Here is a 797-nt window from a genome sequence, read left to right as displayed (position 1 = left end):
CCCGTACCGGATCGATGGTGGTGACGAACGGTCCGAGCTGGCCCGTACTGTTGTCGCCCCAGCCCCAGACGGTGCCGTCCTCGGCCACCGCCAGGGAGTGGCTGGCGCTGGTCGCGATGGCCACTACCTTCGGCAGTTCCGTCACCTGGAACGGCGTGGTCTGGAGCTCGGGCAGGTACGGGCTGAGCTGCATGAACAAGTTGTCACCCCAACCCCAGACGGTGCCGTCCTCGCGCAGCGCCAGGACATGCCTGTAGCCGGCCGAGATGCTCACGAGCCCCGACAGGCCCCGTGCCCGCACCGGCGTGCTCCGGATGTTCGAGCCGGTGCCGAGCACGCCAGTGGAGTTCCAACCCCAACCCCAGACGGTGCCGTTCTTTTCCATCACCAGGGGCCGTGCGCCCGCCGCCAGGGCGATGACATGCTTTGGCCCGTCCACCCGCCGTGGGGTGTGGTCTCCCTCCCTGGGGAACCGCACGGAGGGGTCGAGGCCCCAGGCCCAGACGGAGCCGCCCGCGCGCCGCACCAGGGAGAAGTACACTCCGGCCGAGACATCCGTCACGCCCGTGAGGGCGGGCACCTGCCGCGGAGTGGGGTTGGAGCGGGTGGTTTCGGGGAAGCCGAGCTGGCGGAAGCTGTTGGAGCCCCAGGCCCAGACAGTGCCATCCTCCCGCAGCGCCAGGGAATGCCCGAAGCCGGCCGAGAGGGTCTCCACTCCCGTGAGGCCCGGCACCTGCGCGGGGATGGCGTCGAATGGCGTGGCCGTGGTCCGTCCGAGCTGGCCATTCGCGTTGTTG

Annotated in this window: 1 protein-coding gene; it reads right to left on the bottom strand. The window is 70.3% G+C overall.

What is annotated here, in order from left to right; translation table 11 throughout:
- Positions 1-797, bottom strand: a 797-nt coding sequence (locus Q664_RS43995; RefSeq protein WP_043410887.1) for an RCC1 domain-containing protein, incomplete at both ends; no start/stop codon positions are given.

The sequence above is a fragment of the Archangium violaceum Cb vi76 genome (assembly GCF_000733295.1).
Classification (GTDB): Bacteria; Myxococcota; Myxococcia; order Myxococcales; family Myxococcaceae; genus Archangium; species Archangium violaceum.
Note: the sequence above shows the minus strand (reverse complement) of the source record. Positions and strands in the feature narration are given on the sequence as shown.